The sequence below is a fragment of the Christiangramia sp. 3-2217-3z genome (assembly GCF_051195275.1).
GTDB lineage: Bacteria > Bacteroidota > Bacteroidia > Flavobacteriales > Flavobacteriaceae > Christiangramia > Christiangramia marina.
In genome coordinates this window covers 110,290-125,997 of the sequence record NZ_JBNJLI010000004.1, presented here as the reverse complement: position 1 = coordinate 125,997, position 15,708 = coordinate 110,290, and the positions used below count along the sequence as shown (strand labels likewise).

Sequence of the window (15,708 nt, the reverse complement as noted above, 5' to 3'; positions counted from 1 at the left end):
TTTACAAGTTCATTTTTGATTTCCAGGCTTGATAGAACTCAGGGTTTATAAGCGAAAGTTCATTATTTTGATCTAAAAAAACCTGTACGGTTCTCCCCGTACAGATCAATTCTTGATTCTTAAAGATCTTATAGGTAAAGATCATTTTTGCTGAAGCAGCATTTTCAAAACTTGTTTCAACCGTAAACTTATCTCCATAAGCCAAAGGTTTTTTATGCTCACAACTTGATGAAACTATAGGTATTGAATAACCATTTCTTTCAGCATCGAGATAAGATATACCAAGAGTATGGCAGAAATCCTCCCGACCTTCCTCAAAATATTTAAGATAGTTCCCATGCCAGACGATTCTTAAAGGATCGCATTCATGAAACTTTACTTTCAGCTTTGTGGTATGAGTTAATCTTGTGGACATTAATCAACAGTTACCGTTTTCATCTCAGACATGGCGATCACCTCTCCCCTGTCATTTTCGGTTCGGGCGGAGACCGAGGTCACGTTCATGATCTCATGCAAAATTTCCACATAGGTGGTAATACTCTCTCCAACCAAAGGCTGCCCAAGAATTTCAACAGTTTTAATCACACCTATAAAACCTGTTTTTGGCTTCGTATTGCCGCTAAGATAACCCTGATAACCACGATGTAAGGACATACTTTGAGCCATATGTTCAATAAGACCACTCTCAGATAATTTACCATGATCGAGCATGAGACTATCTTCCGGGACCGTAAATCCAGTTACACCAGTAAGATCTGTATATTCAAATAAAGTGTCCACGAATACAAAAGGTTTCTTTTGAGGAATGAGATTAGAAATTTCCTCTGCTGAACGGATTGGATGATGTAATAAGTTTTCTGCCATAGCTAACTGAAATCGTTCCAGTAATCATAATAATTATACCATTGGTGAGGATATGTTCTCACCATTCTTTCCAGATCGTCAAGATAAGATTTTAAAATTTCTTTTGTCGTGTAGCTGTTAGCTTTATAAGGACGTGCAAAAAAATGATAGTGAAAATTCTTTTCCCGCATTAAGTGTACAAACAAAACTGGAATTTTATTCCTGGCGGCAAGTTTGAAAGGACCTTCAGGAAATTTAACCCTTTCCCCCAGAAAATTAGCTTCCATAGTGCTCGACTGCTCCATAAACCTGTCTGCCGCAAAAACCAGTAATTCATTATGATCCAGTGCTTTTTTCATCGCAAATACATGACTTAGATCATCCTTCATCACGATCACTTTCACTTCTGTATCTCCAGTGACAGATTGCAGGTATTGCTTGATTTGTTGGTGTTCAAAGTCGGTTACTACAAGGTTTACAACTGCATCTGCATGTCGTTCCTCAAAGAAATGCTTGGCAAGATTAAAATTGCCTATGTGTGCTGTAAGCAGGATTCCGCCTTTCTGCTGCTTCAGCAATGCTTCTATATATTCAACGCCATCGAATTCAAAAGTAAACTTGTTTCTTAATCCATTGGTGATCGCAATCCTGTCGAGTTGTATTCTTCCGAAGGTAAAATAACTACGATATACATTAAATGCTGAGCTCAAGGGAGAATACCCAAGTCTTTTTCTGAAGAGATAATAGGTGCTGCGGGTCGAAGAAGAAGAGAAAATGATAAAATAAGCGGCAACGAAAAGGAGTACAAAATAAGCAGCGATCAGTCCGAAGCTTTTAATGATCTTTACATAGATCCTGAAGCCAAGTAAAGTTCCCCGGGATTTCCCTTTCCAAGTTGCCATGATTAAGAGTAGAGTCCGCCATTAATATTGATCACCTCACCGGTGATATACGAAGATCTATCAGATGCCAGAAAACTTACCAGATTTGCCACCTCTTCCGGATCTCCAAATCGATTCAAAGGAATTAGTTCTTTATATTTTTCAGCATCAAAATCTGCGGTCATTTCAGTATTAATAAATCCGGGAGCAACTGCATTCACCGTTACTTTCCTTTTTCCAATTTCCTGTGCAAGTGCTTTGGTAGCTGCAATAACAGCTCCTTTTGCTGCTGAATAATTTACTTGTCCAGCGTTTCCCTTTAAACCTGAGAGCGAAACCATATTAATGATCCTTCCGCTTCTAGCTCTCAACATATCCTTTACAACGCTCTGGGTCACATGATAAAATCCCTGCAAACTAGTATCTAAAACCGAATTCCAGCTATTCTCAGACATAAAAATAAAAAGTCCGTCGTCGCTAATACCGGCATTGTTTACCAGAACGTCAATAGTTGAATCCTTATTTTCAGATTTCCACGTACTAATCTTCTCTGAAACTTCAGAAGCATTGGCAACATCAAATTTAAGAAGTTCACAGATAACATTCAATGATTCAACTTCCCGTTTGACCGCTTGAGCCGACTCCTCATTAGACCTGTAATTCAATAAGATATTGAGTTTATGATCATTAGCCAGCGCTAGACAAATCGCTTTTCCAATTCCGCGTGAACCGCCGGTTACCAAAGCAAATCTTTTCTTAGTCATAAGCCTGATGAGTTTTGAGATATCCCTTTAAATTTTGAATGTCTTTATACAGGACCCTGTCTTCTATTATCTGCGGAAAAATCTTTTTAAGATCCTCAATTTTCAAGGTAGTCGATGAAGATAGACGATCATCATATTGAAGTATATAAAGTGCCTGAAGGATCGTTGCCATTTCAGTTGCTAAAACCTCGTAACAGTTGTCGATCACCTTACGGGTCATCATCGCAGAATTTGCTCCCATACTTACAATGTCCTGATTGTCATTATTATTGGGTATGCTATGAACGTACATGGAATTGGAAAGCATTTGATTTTCAGCAGTAGTCGAAACCGCTGGAAACTGTGCACCCTGCATTCCGAAATTCAGACCTAATTTAGACGCATTGACAAAAGCAGGTAAAAAGTCATTGAGTTTTGGATTCAGTAAATAGTTAATCTGCCTTTCCGCAAGCATGGATGTTTTGGTCATAACCAGCCTAAGTTTATCCATTTCCAGAGAAATATAATCACCATGGAAATTACCTCCATGGTAAACCTGCTCAGTCTTTATGTCGATAATAGGATTATCATTTGCAGAATTCACCTCTTCCAGTAAAATTTTGGTCGTTTGTGAAAGAGTATCCATCACAGGTCCAAGAACTTGTGGAACGCATCTTAAACTATAATATTCCTGAACTTTTTCTTTGAACAACTCCGTTTTTGCATGATCTGTATTATAAAGTTCTTCCTTTCTGGATCTGGTGAGACCGGAGTCCTTCAAGTGATTTCGCATAAGTTTAGCGATTTGCTGCTGACCCTTATGAAGTTTTGCCTGATTTAATTCTTCGGAAAGGTGATCATCATAAGCTTTTACAATTTCATTGATCACAGAAGAACAAAAAACCGACCAGTCCAGCAATTGCTTTGCGTAAACGATATTCACAAGGCCTAGACCGGTCATCGCAGAAGTTCCATTCATGATTGCCAGCCCTTCTCTAATGGTGATCTTCGCTGGACGAATATTCTTTTGTCTGAAGACTTCTTCAGTATCTCTGCGTTTTCCTTGGTAGAAAACTTCACCTTCCCCAATAAGGACCAAAGCTAGATGAGCTAATTGCACCAGATCACCTGAAGCTCCTACTCCACCATGTTCAAAGATCAAAGGTGTGATTTCTAAATTGATCAATTGAATTAAAACTTCAGCAACAGAAATATCGATTCCAGATTTACCTAAGCTAAGAGTATTCAGCCTGGCTAACATTAGCGCCCGCACGTCTACTTCTGAAAGTATAGCACCTGCACCTGTAGCATGACTTCTTATAAGATTTAGCTGAAGGTTGACAGAATCTTCTTCTGCAACTCGGTACTGTGCCATAGGTCCAAAACCTGTATTTACTCCGTAGATGATTTTATTTCGCGAAAATTTCTCAAGAAATTGATGACTTTGGATAATCCTGTCTCTGGCTTCAACACCTAATTCTACCCTTGTTCTCTGAAAAACAACTTGTTGAAATTCTGAAAGTGTAAGTTCCTTCTCCAGGTTAATCATAAGTAGCTGCTTAATTTCAGGATTGTATAAAGATTTCGCTCTGGACAAATGTAATATTTTTAGCGGGAAAGCGGGATATAGCATGAACCGGGTAATAAATTATAAGTATTGATAATTTCATAAATGTCAACTTAACTTCTCCAGAATTTTATCAAAGTATTGCTGAAGTTATTAAACAGTTAGCATTGGAAATTCGGCTATTAAAATCAATTTCAATAAGATACATTAGTCCAATAGATCTGCCACTGGCATGATCGATTGCTTATATCTCACGAAAGCTCTGCCTTAACTGGCAGAGCTTTTTATCGAGGTGAATTCAACTAAAGCATATTTTCCATTAGCTTTGTATACTTAGATTATGGTTAAAAAAGAATATGACGTTGTAATTATTGGTGCGGGACCGGCTGGTATGGTTGCAGCAGGTTACCTGGAGAAAACCGGTGTATCTGTATTGGTGCTGGAAAAGCAGTTTTTCCCAAGGTTTGCCATTGGGGAAAGTTTGATTCCCCGCTGTATGGATAATTTCGCTGAAGCCGGATTACTCGAAGACCTGCAGAAACAAAATTACCAGAAAAAGACGGGCGCACGTTTCGTTAAGAATGGGAAAGTCGTTGAATTCGATTTCAGTAAAAAGTTTGGGGAAGGCTGGAACTGGACCTGGCAGGTACCCAGAGCAGACTTTGATCATAAACTTGCAGAAAGCTTACAGAAAAGAGGAGTACTGATTAATTTTGGAGCTGAAGTGGTTTCTGCGGAATGGGAAAGCAAGCTTTGGAATATTGAATCTAAAGACCCAGATGCCGTTCTAAGTCGTATCACTTCCAAATTTATAATTGATGCCAGTGGAAATGGCCGGGTCTTAGCCGGAATGCTTAAACTGGAAGCTCCCGCCAAGATTTATGATCATTCCTCCATATTCACTCACATTAAGGAAGAAGACCGACCTCAAGGTAAAGAAGGAACACAAATTACTTTTGAGATCATTAAACGTGGTGCCTGGTTCTGGTATATTCCTTTTTCCAACGGGACTACTAGCTTGGGGTTTGTGGGAGAAAACGACTGGTTCCATACATTTTCAGGCTCTAAGGATGGGATATTTAAGCAAATGCTGGATCAGTGCGACTTTTACAAAGATCGATTTTCAAAGCAGGAATATTTGTTTGAGCCTGTAAAACTATCTGGTATATCCAAGAATGTTCAGCTTTTACATGGTGAAGGTTTTGCGCTGGCTGGAAACTCCGCTGAATTTCTCGATCCGGTTTTTTCTTCCGGGGTTGCATTTGCGACAGAAAGCGGATTACTAAGTGCTAAACTAGTTGCAAGGCAATTGTCGGGAGAAGTTATAGATTGGAATAAAGAATATACTGAGCATATACAAAAGGCTATTAATGTATTCGCCACCTATGTAAAAGAATGGTATACAGGAAGATTACAGGATATATTTTTCACTGAGAATGCCAGTGAAAATATTAAAATGCAAATTTGTTCTGTCCTTGCAGGATATGTCTGGGATAATAAAAACCCTTTTGTTCGAAATCATGATAAGGCTATTAGAAACTTGCACAACTTTTTATATCCAGAAAAGTTTTAATAATTTTTTTTCACGCCTATTTAATTGAAGTCAAGTAGTTTAAGGAAAGTTGCTCGATTTTACCTTAAATTTTCTTCCAAAAAGATAAAAAAGGTTTGGTTGGTACGTAAGTAAAACTTAGATTTGCAACCGCAAAATTACTTGCGAAGTTCTTAAATAAACGGAGAGTTGCCAGAGTGGTTAATGGAGCAGTTTGCTAAACTGTCGACGAGCAATTGTCGCATGAGTTCGAATCTCATACTCTCCGCTATATTTTTAGTCTGTGGTTCTTTTATTCTCTTTTCGACCGGAAAATTGGAATAAAATTCCTCCGCTTCCCGGATATCTTACAGGATAGTTTGGAACGGAAAAGACTAAAAACACAATTCACTTTTCGGGGTGTAGCGTAGCCCGGTTATCGCGCCTGCTTTGGGAGCAGGAGGCCGCAGGTTCGAATCCTGCCACCCCGACCAAGACCATTACCAAATGGAATTAAAACCTTGTTAATCGTATGATTAACAAGGTTTTCTTGTTTTTGGGCACTAATAGAATTTAATTTTAAATAATATATCAAGTCCGATTCGGAGACCTCTTAAATTTCGGACTGAATAATCGAACAATTGATTTGACTTTAGTTTTCACGCATTTTGTTTAACTTTGAAAATGATTATTATGAGAAATTCGGTGGCCTTTGGGCTCGTCTTCATTCCAAAATCCAGTAAAGCTAAAAATGACCAAGCTCCCTTTTATGCAAGAATTAGCCTGAATGGTGAGCGAATAGATTTAAGTTTACAACTTAGAATTGCTTCAAATCTCTGGGAATGAACGCAAAATTAGTCTTAGAGGTTCTGACGCGGAAAGCATTCAAGAAAATAATTCTCTGGAAAGAGTCTACCACAAAATTTACGAATCCTTTCGGCGGCTTCAAAATGAGAATAAGCTTTTAAAAGTGGAAATGATCAAAGCCAACTATTGGGAAGCAGATGATTCTTTTAAAAAGTTATCGGAACTTTTAAATTATCAAACATCGCATATGAGAGAAGTGCTGAAGTATGGGACTATGAAGAACAACTACAATATATTTGCGAACAAATATTTCTAAATATTATATAATCAAATAAAAAAAAATTAAGAACGCCATTTCTAATGAAATGGCGTTCTTCTTAGTATTGAATTAAGATTTTACCAATCAAGATTGGTTGTTATTTTATTTACGTCTGAATCTCCAATCATTTGCTGTGTTACCTTACCTTTAAGAGAAACGTTCCATTTTGTATTGTAAGCCAATGGTTTGATGTCATAGTATGATCTGATTGCGAAGCTTTGATCCTGTGTACAATTCAAAGTTTTATTTATACTTTTAATTGATCCTCCTGTATAAACATATCCACCACCGGATACTAAAGAGGAATAATCTGTGACATCAATCGTGATTTTCCGTCTTTCTCCTGCGCTAGTCCACCGACCTGATCTCGCATTATATTCCAGCTTAATATTGAAAAACAATGTATGAGTATATTGATAACCATAACTGACGCTCTCAGTTTTTACTTCATAGACATATTTAAAGTCTTTACTTTTTGGTCCATAATGAACGCCCTGGCCACATTGATCAACATAATCGTATCGATGAATTTGTTTTTGATATCTTGAGTCCACATCATTTAAATCCATAGTGATTTTTGTTTGATCTGAACTAGGCTCTTTGCCTACACCGCTACTCTCTCTAATTTCACCTATACGATTTAAATCAGACGCATTTTGCTTTTGGTAGTCAATAGGTTGGTCTTGATCAAGAACTAAAAGGCTGCCTTCAGAGTACCATACCAATTCATTATCAACAATAAATTCTAGGTCCTCATTTAAAATGGCTTTAACAGCAAAAGATACAGGCAATTCACGATCAAGCGAAAATTGACTCATCATCCTTAAATCATCGGTAGGCATACTATTATAAGCATGGTAAGTTTTTTGGAAATCCTCCCAATCTTTGAATTCTTTAATTGGTTTTGAAATTTCAGAGGAACTCTCTTGATTTGTTGCTAAGTCCTCGGAAACAGGACTTTTTGAACAGCCAATTGCGATTAATAGAAATCCGCAATAAATGGTAATTTTTCTCATGATAATTTGGGTTTTAAAATTTTCTCAAATAAAAAGTAAATAATTGTAACATTTTTAGATATACCCAAAAGTTTTTACGCATAGCCGGTATGATATTTTTTGTGATCTAAAAACCAATGAATTAAATTAAAACTTTAACATCTAGATCAAGTATTAAACTTAAACGCTTCTATAATTCATAAATGATTCGGTTAAATATCACAATTAACAAGGAATAATTATGTATGCTGCCACCCCGACCAAAGCCTGTTAATCTTTTGATTGACAGGCTTTTTTTATTATTGGTTTCTTCTGTGCCTATTCTAGCCTCGTTTTATTCAGGATCTGATAGATCATTATACCTTACAAGCATTTTATAACAATTGCTCTTTTGTAATAATCCAATATTCCTTCAGAACAAGATGATCTAATCTTAGCAATTGAAAATTTCAGTAAAGACTGGTTAGCTAATTTATTTTCAGCAGCTCTAATTAATAAAATAGTTAATTTAGAAGCTTATATTACCCAAGCTAACCTGAAGTGAAAGCTAAGGAATCTCAAGGTGTTGACAAACTCGATCTTGGTTTAAAATGGAGCGAACCCGCATTCCGAAGTAATATTGGAAGTACGCTAAGAATAGACTGGAAATCAAAAAATCCCGAACAATACGCACTCTACTTTTAGTGCTCCAGCAGGTTGATTGAAACTTTTCGATTATTGTACGAACCAAAATTAAGATTCGAAGGAAACAGAGCTATCATTTTTAAATTAGATCAGGAAATACCTATCTATGAATTAAAAGAATGCATCAAAGCCTGTTTGAGGTATCACGAAATCAAACACCTGGAATTTTTAGGTATTTAATAGATATTGATCCTTAAGCTCATACATATCCTTCAGTCAAGTAATCATTTTTAGATATCATTATAACCATACACTATAAGCATCATTTACTATCCTAGAAAAACTTACAAATAGTTAGTCGTTGGTCAGATTCACACAAGCTTCAAAAAAATGAGTGCATAAAAAAAGCCCGCTGAATTAGCAGGCTTCTGTTATATCTAATATCGTTACTATCTAAGACTGGCTATAGTAATAGATGGATATTTCGCTTTTATTAGCATGTAAACTCCATATCCAACTAGACCTATTGCTACGATACCTAGTGCAATAGACCCAAATTCTGCCTGTATATAACTAAATGCATCGGTTTGAGTTTTAACATTGCTACCGCTAGAAAGTCCAGACTTCAACGTTAAATAAGCCATAAGCCCCAATACTAATCCTCTGGCAGTATGCCCAAATTTACCGGCATTAATAAGCAACTTCCGTTCTTTTTGATCCATTCCTGCTTCTTCCACTTCTTCACGAAATTTTCCAGAATAAGCCCGATACAAGTCATAGATAGCCTTTATCGCCATACCTATACCAATAATAATGGCAATGGTGTCACCATTAGATCCAGACATGATACCACCCATCATTCCGCCAGAACCACCTGAACTACTGCTACCAAAAGCTAATTTGAAAGAATAATAAGCCAAACCACCGTAGATGAGTCCGCTAATAAAATACCCTATCCGCTTTCCATAACCCTTTAGATTATCTTCAAATTCTCCTGGGTTATAAAATACCTGATACATTCTCCAGAATACATATCCAAGAAGTCCAATTCCCATAATTACAAGTAAAACCTGTCCATATGACTGTTGTGCTAAATATTGCAATGCACCTTTACTCCCCGATTTTTGCCCGCCCTGGCCAAATGCGGCCATTGCTGTTAATACTCCAATTAGGCAATAAACTGCACCTTTCGCAGCCATTCCAAACCGAGCAAAATTCTTTTTCTTACTACTCATTTTAATTAATTTGATTGGTTAATCATTTTTAAAGTTATCGGAAATTGAACGTATGACTAAACAAACCCTCAAACTTTAGGCTAATTTTAGCTTAATTCAACCTAAGGACTTGAGCCTTCGTCATTAAAGTTCTGAAATCAGCCTTTTTCAATAAACTTTTGGTGGTCTTTCAACCATTTATCTAATTTTAAAGATTCAGCTTGTGTAGCCTCTTTATTTGTGTTCTTATTTATCCATTGATTGGATTCAGTTTGCTTCACGAATATTTTGTCATAACTATACAAAGTCGTCCCAAATACCTTTACATATTTGACACTTTTGATTTTATAACAATTCTCTTCTTTGGAAATATTAACCAGGTTCATCGTCTTTAATAAATTTGCTTTAACTGATTCGAAATCTAAAGGGCAAAATTAGGGTACAAGTAGTATCCTTTAGCCTAAGGCTTTGTTAAGATTAACTACCCTCACGAATTAGACTAAACTTCGAAGCAAATCCGGTATCCTCTTATTATTACTGAATACATAATATTTTCAACCTTCTGAAAGATTTGAATTCTATTTAGCTGAAAAAGTAGTAATTGACTATAAATGTTAATTCTTAAATATTTCTTAATTTATTCTATTTCTCTTTATAACTTTACGTTTAAACCGAACAAAAAAATCCCAACCCTATGAAAAGATTGAACTGTTTGTTAGTAATTTTCGTTATGTCTTTTATCGTCTCCTGCGACACAGACAATGATGACATGGAATTGTTAGAAACTGAAATGATTGCTTTATATGAGATCTTACTGGATTCTGAATGGCGAATTACCAGTTTTACTGAAAATGGTCAGAATAAGACCGATGATCTTGAAAATTATACATTTATATTCCAAAGTTCGAATGAACTGGTTGCAGATTCCAACCTGGGATCTTTTAATGGAACCTGGAGAGTTTCCAATGATAACGGGACAGAATTTGACCCATCCAATGATCTTGATTTCATGATCTTTTTCACTCCTAATGGAAAACTGGGAGATCTCACCAATGCTTATGATGTTATCTCGGCTAATGGATCTGAGATTAACTTAAAGCTGGAAGAAAATGCTGAAGGAAATTCCGGATACCTATCTTTTGCCAGAAATTAATTAGCTCCTTAAAGTTTAGGGTTGCCCCGATAATTTCTAAATTGCCGGGAAAATCATAATATGAGTAATTATAAAGCAGCAGACTCCAGGTATGATACTATGGAGTATCGAAGATGTGGTAAAAGTGGTTTAAAGTTGCCTTTACTTTCCTTGGGTCTCTGGCATAATTTCGGAGATAATGATGACCAGGACAATGCGCGGGAGATCCTCCATACCGCATTCGATAATGGAATTACGCATTTTGATCTGGCTAACAATTATGGCCCGCCATACGGTTCTGCAGAAAGTAACTTCGGAAAGTTCTTTAAGCAGGATTTCAAGCAATATAGAGATGAGCTCGTCATATCTTCCAAAGCCGGATGGGATATGTGGCCCGGACCTTATGGAAATTTTGGTTCCAGAAAGTACCTGATCGCGAGTTTGGATCAATCCCTGCAAAGAATGGGTCTTGATTATGTAGATATCTTTTATCATCACAGACCAGACCCGGAAACACCTCTAGAAGAAACAATGGGCGCTTTGGACCAAATCGTAAGAGATGGAAAAGCTTTGTATGTTGGTATTTCACAATATAATGCTGAAGACACAGCCAAAGCTGCCAAGATTCTGAAGGATCTGAAAACACCTTTTATAATTCACCAGCCCCGTTACAACATGATTGATCGCTGGGTTGAAAACGGACTAATGGATACGCTGGAAGAAAACGGACTTGGAAGTATCGTTTTTTCTCCTCTTGAACAAGGCATTCTAACTGGTAAATATCTCAATGGTATTCCGAAGGATTCTCGAGCTGCTACAGAAGGTAGTTATCTGGATAAAGCACAAATTACAGATGAAGTGGTTTCACAAATTCAGGAGCTGAACGAGTTAGCTGAAAAACGCGAACAAAGCCTTGCGCAAATGGCCGTAGCATGGCTATTAAAAGATCAAAGAGTAACGTCTGTCTTAGTTGGGGTAAGCAGAAAATCTCAGTTAGAAGACAACCTGAAAGCTATCAGGAACATTCATTTTAGCTCAGAAGAACTTAAGAAAATAGACAGTATTCTCAATTTTTGAATTTTTCAGAACTTCTGGAATCTATTTTATATAAACTTCCAGAAGTTCTGTATTTTCAGCAGAAATCTCAACCTCATTTGTGTTTGCTGGGATTAATACCGATTCTCCCGCATTAATCTCTTCGGAATTGGAACCAATTGTAATTTGAGCTTTACCTGAAACACACATATAGATGACAAACGAATCCAGGTTAGAAAGGTTCTTTTTGACTTTACCTTTTACAGGAAGATAGTTTGTAGTAAAGTACTCACAGCTGGCAATTTCTGAAGATTGATTATCTATATGATCATATTCCAGCTTGTAATCATCTTTCTTCTCAAAGTCTATAGCATCCAGCGCGAGTTCTGTGTGTAGTTCACGGCTTTTCCCCTCTTTATCTACACGATCCCAGTCATAAATTCTATAGGTAATATCTGAAGTTTGCTGAATTTCAGCAAGTAAGATCCCTCCTCCTATCGCATGAACCTTCCCCGTATTTATGAATACCGAATCTCCTTTATCAACTTCTTCAAAATTAAGAATATCTAGAATCTTCTTATTTTCGAGATGATTTACGTATTCCTCCTTATTAGTTGTTTTATTAAAACCAATATTCAATTTAGAACCTTTATCAGCCTGCATCACATACCACATTTCAGTTTTACCAAATGAATCATGTCTTTGCTTAGCCAATGCATCATTAGGATGTAATTGAACTGAAAGATCTGTCTTTGCATCAATAAACTTAATAAGCAGCGGAAAATCATCTCCAAACCTTTTATAGATCTCCTCCCCCATTAGATCTGCTTTATACTTCTTAATAAGATCTGTTAGTTTCTGTCCTTTTTCTGAACCATTACTAACTTCAGAAATAAAGTCTTTTACCCCGGAAATCTCCCAGCTCTCCCCAACGTTTTCCTTATCGGTCGTTTTATTCAAAATATCACGAAGCTTATTCCCGCCCCATATTTTTTCCTGAAGTATTGGTCTGAATTTAATTGGATAATCAACCATGTCTGAATTATTTAAAATTTGTCAATTTTGTAAAGATCTCTGTATAAACGTTCCTTGTGTTTATTTCCAACAGGATTCATATCGATCTCTTCGATCTTTTCAATAGTATACCCTTCAAAAGTTTCGATCACTTCTTCTTTTTCCTCTTCCGTAGCCAACAGCAAAAAGTGAGATTCTTCCGGTATTTTATAATTTTCACCATCATACAGAATTTCTATTGGCTGGCCATATTCCCAAATCATTTCCGGAGTAAAACCCCGAAACTCATAAACTTTAACGTCCATTCGTTCCCTGTAAACATCGACAATGGTAATACTTTCATATGATGGATTCTTTTCAATTTTCGAAGCTATAGGTAAACCAAAGAATATAACACTAATAATAAACCATACCGTAAGATAAAAAACTGGTTTGATCTTTCTATTCTTTAAGTACCATAAAATCATAACTCCTATGGTGAACAGGAGAACTGAGGTCGTAATATACCAGCCCAGGAAATTCTGAACCCGATCCCCAAAATATAGATACCCTGCGAGTGGAAATGAGATTCCGATCAACGCAATTAGTCCGAAATTGAAATATACAATCCAGGATTCTTTCTTCGGAATCATATCGAACCTGCGGAATAAATACTCTATATAGAATGCTGTATTCAAAGCCATTGGAAGCATCACTGGAAGTAAATACCTGGACTTTTTCTCTGGAATGATAGATAGAAGCACTACTGCGCAAAGAGTCCAGATGAGGGTAAACGTATAAGCTTTCTTATCAAAAACTTTATTCTTGAGGTATGGATACAAAAGAGCCACAAAACTGGGAATTGTCCAGATACCACTCTGGATCACAAAACTCCAGTAATAATAAAACGGTCTTACATTATAATCCAGCCAGCGACCGGTTTCTTTTTCAGTGATCTTAGAAACGGCACTGGTGTCCAGAAGATATACATAGATGGCCCAGGAAGCACTAATAATCAATGCGATACTAAATGTTAGCAGTACTGGTTTCCAGTAATGTTTCAAACTTTTGTAGCGATATACTAAACCAAAGGAGATTAAAAATGGCAATAGCAGCGCATACATGGATACCGGACCTTTACTCAGAAAAGAACATCCAATAAAGATTCCGCTTAAAACAGCGTTTTTCATGGAATTTCCTGTATCCTGAAAGATCTGGAACAGAAAGTATATCGCCATGATCATCCAGCCATGAGTATGAATGTCCCACTGGCCATCCCTTCCTGAAAAGAGTATATAGAAACTGGTAGCGCCTATAAGTCCGCTAATGAATGCGTACTTACTATTATTAGTGAATTTGAGGCCAAGTCTATAAAGAAAAATACTTACGATGCTGCCCATGACAGCGGCTGGTAATCTTGCGGCGACCAGGTTCTTCATTCCAAATAACATCATGGATACCGCAGTTAGCCAAGTAGGTAAAGGCGGTTTCTCGTAGCGTGGTTCATTATTCAGGGTTGTGAAGATCCAGTGATCAAGATTAATCATTTCCCGGGCCGTAGCAAAATTTCTAGCTTCCATGATATTTACAAAAATGGCATCGAGATTCACAAAGAATATCGCGAAGCAAACAAATAGTAAAAGCAGAAAGTAATTATCCTTTAACTTCATTCTTCTGAATATAGATATTTCTAAGATACATAATAACACCAAAACTATGACCTGCAAGTAAGACAGGGTCTTCTCGAAGGATTGCATAGTAGATGATCAAAGATGATCCCAGCATGCTAAGAATCCAGAAGCCAAGTGGTAAGGAAGAAGATTTTCTTCTTTCAGAATAAGCCCATTGATAGATAAACCTAAGGGTGAAAATAAGCTGTCCTGCAGTCCCGACGACCAGTAACCACATAGGAATATCCACATTTCTAAATAAAGCTGCAGCGTCATACTGATTGTTGTTAAACCCATAGATCACCACGAACAAAGGAAATATCCAGAGAAAAACTCTTACAACCCTATTTATTTTGTTCCAGTCTCCCTGTAACTGCAAATTCCTGATGTATATAAAATAAGTAAGCGTTTGCCCAAGCATAATGGCAAAATCGTCCCGTAGGTATCCATAAATAAATAACAAGAATGATGCGAGCAAGCTAATATGCCAGAAAAATTGAGGTGTGACCACCCGTTTATTCTTTTCTGAAAGCAGCCATTGTGCGATCATCCTGCCTGAAAAAAGTAGTTGAGCGATAAAGCCTATAAGATAAATTATCCAATCGTTCATACTTCTGTATATCGCGATTTTAGGAAATTATTTGAGTTGGTGTGCAATGGTAAATTGTAGTTTGATGAATGTTCTGGAATATTTCTGGTCGATACCACAAATGTAAAATAATATTCGAATTATAGTTTTTTTACCTCTTACCGATTTTTTCTCATACTTCAACTAAAAGTGCTAGTAGCTCAGATTTCAATTAAATTATCAAATTATTTTTGAATACCCAATCTATTAGAATATACCTGCTTTGGCTAACCAAAAAACTAATGGTATGCTACAGCAAGAACATTATATCCAAAGTACCGATGAAGAAATATCTCATATCGAGTCTGTAAAGGATTCTATTGAAGAGCTTCGCGATTCGGGAAATTTTTTCAGTGTTTCGCTTCAAACACTCGAATTAATCAGAAGGTTTAATCATTTATACATACAGGTTTTTGAAAAAATGGATAAAAATCCAAGCTTACTGCACCAATTAGTAGTGGCTGCAGTTGGGCTGGAAAAAAAATTGATCAGAGAAAGCTAAATTTCTAAAACCGTATCTATACTGAAAATCAAAAACTTCCGATTGGGAGTTTTTATTTTTTTAAACTTACCTGAACTTTTCCCAAAAGAAGCATTGTTTAATTTATAAAGTGGTTTATATTTGCAACCGCAAATCGGTGGCATAGCTCAGCTGGATAGAGCACCTGCCTTCTAAGCAGGCGGTCCCAGGTTCGAATCCTGGTGCCATCACGAAAAGCCTTCCTT

The 15,708-nt window shown here is 36.8% G+C and carries 18 protein-coding genes and 3 tRNA genes; 10 read left to right on the top strand and 11 right to left on the bottom strand.

Features of this window, described 5'->3' with window-relative positions; genetic code table 11:
• Position 1: 1 nt before the first annotated feature.
• From ACSHZO_RS08745 to ACSHZO_RS08725, 5 genes are read right to left on the bottom strand one after another with little or no spacing between them, the layout of a single operon-like run.
• The gene (locus ACSHZO_RS08745) at positions 2 to 415 is read right to left on the bottom strand and encodes an acyl-CoA thioesterase (RefSeq protein ID WP_298247083.1); all 414 of its coding nucleotides are present in this window, start codon (positions 413 to 415) and stop codon (positions 2 to 4) included.
• Positions 415 to 864, bottom strand: coding sequence for a hypothetical protein (locus ACSHZO_RS08740; RefSeq protein ID WP_298247082.1), 450 nt, complete (start codon positions 862 to 864; stop codon positions 415 to 417). Before ACSHZO_RS08740 ends, ACSHZO_RS08745 begins: the two co-directional genes overlap by 1 nt.
• A 2-nt stretch (positions 865 to 866) precedes the next feature.
• Positions 867 to 1,745, bottom strand: coding sequence for a lipid A biosynthesis acyltransferase (locus tag ACSHZO_RS08735; RefSeq protein WP_298247081.1), 879 nt, complete (start codon positions 1,743 to 1,745; stop codon positions 867 to 869).
• Between the two features lie 2 nt (positions 1,746 to 1,747).
• Positions 1,748 to 2,488, bottom strand: coding sequence for a 3-oxoacyl-ACP reductase FabG (gene fabG, locus ACSHZO_RS08730; RefSeq protein WP_295181624.1), 741 nt, complete (start codon positions 2,486 to 2,488; stop codon positions 1,748 to 1,750).
• Positions 2,481 to 4,016 (bottom strand): HAL/PAL/TAL family ammonia-lyase, encoded by a 1,536-nt coding sequence (locus ACSHZO_RS08725; RefSeq protein WP_298247275.1) that lies wholly within the window; start codon positions 4,014 to 4,016, stop codon positions 2,481 to 2,483. Before ACSHZO_RS08725 ends, fabG begins: the two co-directional genes overlap by 8 nt.
• 358 nt (positions 4,017 to 4,374) lie before the next feature.
• Between ACSHZO_RS08725 and ACSHZO_RS08720 the strand changes: the two genes are divergently transcribed.
• The 5 genes from ACSHZO_RS08720 to ACSHZO_RS08700 all read left to right on the top strand — a co-directional run bounded on the left by ACSHZO_RS08720 (position 4,375) and on the right by ACSHZO_RS08700 (position 6,688).
• Complete coding sequence (locus ACSHZO_RS08720) at positions 4,375 to 5,607, top strand: NAD(P)/FAD-dependent oxidoreductase (protein ID WP_298247080.1); 1,233 nt, start codon at positions 4,375 to 4,377, stop codon at positions 5,605 to 5,607.
• A gap of 162 nt (positions 5,608 to 5,769) precedes the next feature.
• A tRNA-Ser gene (locus ACSHZO_RS08715) sits at positions 5,770 to 5,854 on the top strand.
• A 127-nt stretch (positions 5,855 to 5,981) separates the two neighbouring features.
• Positions 5,982 to 6,059, top strand: a tRNA-Pro gene (locus ACSHZO_RS08710).
• A gap of 190 nt (positions 6,060 to 6,249) precedes the next feature.
• Positions 6,250 to 6,411, top strand: a complete 162-nt coding sequence (locus ACSHZO_RS08705) for an Arm DNA-binding domain-containing protein (RefSeq protein WP_366878122.1) — start codon at positions 6,250 to 6,252, stop codon at positions 6,409 to 6,411.
• Entirely contained in the window at positions 6,389 to 6,688 is a 300-nt protein-coding gene (locus ACSHZO_RS08700) for a hypothetical protein (protein WP_298247079.1), read from the top strand. The genes ACSHZO_RS08705 and ACSHZO_RS08700 overlap by 23 nt, the downstream gene beginning before the upstream one ends.
• Positions 6,689 to 6,768: 80 nt before the next feature.
• Here ACSHZO_RS08700 and ACSHZO_RS08695 read toward each other — a convergent pair whose 3' ends face one another.
• Positions 6,769 to 7,707: a hypothetical protein gene (locus ACSHZO_RS08695; RefSeq protein WP_298247078.1), complete on the bottom strand. Its 939-nt coding sequence runs from the start codon at positions 7,705 to 7,707 to the stop codon at positions 6,769 to 6,771.
• A 519-nt stretch (positions 7,708 to 8,226) separates the two neighbouring features.
• Here ACSHZO_RS08695 and ACSHZO_RS08690 point away from each other — a divergent pair.
• Positions 8,227 to 8,370, top strand: a complete 144-nt coding sequence (locus tag ACSHZO_RS08690; protein WP_298247077.1) for a hypothetical protein — start codon at positions 8,227 to 8,229, stop codon at positions 8,368 to 8,370.
• 389 nt (positions 8,371 to 8,759) lie between these two features.
• Here the strand turns inward: ACSHZO_RS08690 and ACSHZO_RS08685 are convergent, their stop codons facing one another.
• The gene (locus ACSHZO_RS08685; RefSeq protein ID WP_298247076.1) at positions 8,760 to 9,545 is read right to left on the bottom strand and encodes a DUF1206 domain-containing protein; all 786 of its coding nucleotides are present in this window, start codon (positions 9,543 to 9,545) and stop codon (positions 8,760 to 8,762) included.
• Between the two features lie 137 nt (positions 9,546 to 9,682).
• Positions 9,683 to 9,910, bottom strand: coding sequence for a hypothetical protein (locus ACSHZO_RS08680; RefSeq protein WP_298247075.1), 228 nt, complete (start codon positions 9,908 to 9,910; stop codon positions 9,683 to 9,685).
• A 308-nt stretch (positions 9,911 to 10,218) separates the two neighbouring features.
• Here ACSHZO_RS08680 and ACSHZO_RS08675 point away from each other — a divergent pair, with 308 nt between their 5' ends.
• A complete protein-coding gene (locus ACSHZO_RS08675) occupies positions 10,219 to 10,677 on the top strand; it encodes a hypothetical protein (RefSeq protein WP_298247074.1) in 459 nt (152 codons plus the stop codon).
• A gap of 60 nt (positions 10,678 to 10,737) precedes the next feature.
• A complete protein-coding gene (gene mgrA, locus ACSHZO_RS08670) occupies positions 10,738 to 11,733 on the top strand; it encodes an L-glyceraldehyde 3-phosphate reductase (RefSeq protein WP_298247073.1) in 996 nt (331 codons plus the stop codon).
• Positions 11,734 to 11,754: 21 nt separating this feature from the next.
• On the opposite strand, the gene ACSHZO_RS08665 is transcribed toward mgrA, so the two are convergent.
• The 3 genes from ACSHZO_RS08665 to ACSHZO_RS08655 are packed head-to-tail and all read right to left on the bottom strand — an operon-like array spanning position 11,755 to position 14,964.
• Positions 11,755 to 12,726, bottom strand: coding sequence for a type I phosphomannose isomerase catalytic subunit (locus tag ACSHZO_RS08665; RefSeq protein ID WP_298247072.1), 972 nt, complete (start codon positions 12,724 to 12,726; stop codon positions 11,755 to 11,757).
• Positions 12,727 to 12,737: 11 nt separating this feature from the next.
• Positions 12,738 to 14,354, bottom strand: coding sequence for an ArnT family glycosyltransferase (locus tag ACSHZO_RS08660; RefSeq protein WP_298247071.1), 1,617 nt, complete (start codon positions 14,352 to 14,354; stop codon positions 12,738 to 12,740).
• Complete coding sequence (locus ACSHZO_RS08655) at positions 14,338 to 14,964, bottom strand: lipid-A-disaccharide synthase N-terminal domain-containing protein (RefSeq protein ID WP_298247070.1); 627 nt, start codon at positions 14,962 to 14,964, stop codon at positions 14,338 to 14,340. The genes ACSHZO_RS08660 and ACSHZO_RS08655 overlap by 17 nt, the downstream gene beginning before the upstream one ends.
• Positions 14,965 to 15,205: 241 nt before the next feature.
• Here ACSHZO_RS08655 and ACSHZO_RS08650 point away from each other — a divergent pair, with 241 nt between their 5' ends.
• Positions 15,206 to 15,484, top strand: a complete 279-nt coding sequence (locus ACSHZO_RS08650; RefSeq protein WP_298331949.1) for a hypothetical protein — start codon at positions 15,206 to 15,208, stop codon at positions 15,482 to 15,484.
• 135 nt (positions 15,485 to 15,619) lie between these two features.
• A tRNA-Arg gene (locus tag ACSHZO_RS08645) sits at positions 15,620 to 15,693 on the top strand.
• The last annotated feature ends 15 nt before the right edge of the window (positions 15,694 to 15,708 follow it).